Source organism: Brevibacterium daeguense, from assembly GCF_021729135.1.
Lineage (GTDB): Bacteria > Actinomycetota > Actinomycetes > Actinomycetales > Brevibacteriaceae > Brevibacterium > Brevibacterium daeguense.
This window is the reverse complement of sequence record NZ_JAJTWW010000035.1, coordinates 1-1,067: the sequence shown is the minus strand read 5'-3', so window position 1 is coordinate 1,067 and position 1,067 is coordinate 1. Positions and strand designations below refer to the sequence as shown.

Sequence of the window (1,067 nt, the reverse complement as noted above, 5' to 3'; positions counted from 1 at the left end):
CCAAGATCAGGGTGTTGCGACGACCATTTGAATCCACCCTGGGAGCCGCGATCGGAGTGATGGACCAGCTCGACGGGATCACGCCGGGCGGTGGACAGCGCATGCTCGAGCGCTTCCAGGGGCAGGGCTTCGGTCGTCATCGACGATCGGGTGGCCCACCCGGCGATCCGGCGGCTGTAGGCGTCGATGACGAACGCGGTGTAGACGAACCCGCACGAGGTCCGCACATAGGTGATGTCGGCGACCCACAGCCTGCCGGGGGCGGGTGCTTTGAAGTCGCGCATCACCAGGTCCGGCCGGTGATCCGGCGCTGCCGCGGGTGTCGTCGTGCGGGGCCGTCTGCCGCGGACGACGCCGGACAACCCGGCTGCGCGCATCAGTCGGGCGGTCTGGTCCCGACCGATCAGCCACCCGGCACGGCGCATCGCGTGCCACATCTTGCGCACCCCGTAGACCCCGTAGTTGGCCTGGTGCAGGCGGCAGATCTCACCGCGCAGCAGCTCATCGCGGATGCTGCGCGCCGATCGAGGACGAGCTTTCGCGGCCCGATAGCCGCGGGAGGTGATGAACCCACGGGCTGTCGCACCCAGCGTGCGGCAGATGAGCTCGACCCCGAACTGACCCCGGTACGTGTCGATGAACCGGATCATTTCGTCGTGGGCCGGTCGAGCTCCGCGGCGAAAAACGCCGACGCCGTCTTGAGGATTTCATTGGCCCGGCGCAGTTCGGCGTTCTCCCGCCGCAACCGGCGGATCTCCTCCCGCTCATCGGTCGTCTGCCCGGCCGCCGTGCCGGCGTCGATCTCGACCTGCCGCGTCCACCCGCGCAGTGTCTCCCGCGACATTCCCAACGCCTGGCTGACCGCCCGCACGGCGGCCGCCCGCGAAGACTTCTCCTGCCCCTGATGGTCCAACACCATCCTGATCGCGCGTTCCTTGAACTCCGCAGAGTACTTCTTCGGCATAGCTTCCCATTCTCCAGACAAAAAGAACGGAACTAAACCCAGGACGGTTCAAGGTGTCGTCCTCGTGGTACCAGTCTTCACCGTGGTCTCGATCCGGCGTTGG

The 1,067-nt window shown here is 66.9% G+C and carries 1 pseudogene and 1 other annotated feature; the pseudogene reads right to left on the bottom strand.

The annotated features are described in order from the left end of the window. Positions 1 to 964: pseudogene (locus tag LXN01_RS15950) on the bottom strand (IS3 family transposase); the annotation flags it as partial. Continuing rightward, positions 574 to 689: a sequence feature (AL1L pseudoknot), on the bottom strand. (Overlaps the previous pseudogene by 116 nt.) Positions 965 to 1,067: the final 103 nt, after the last annotated feature.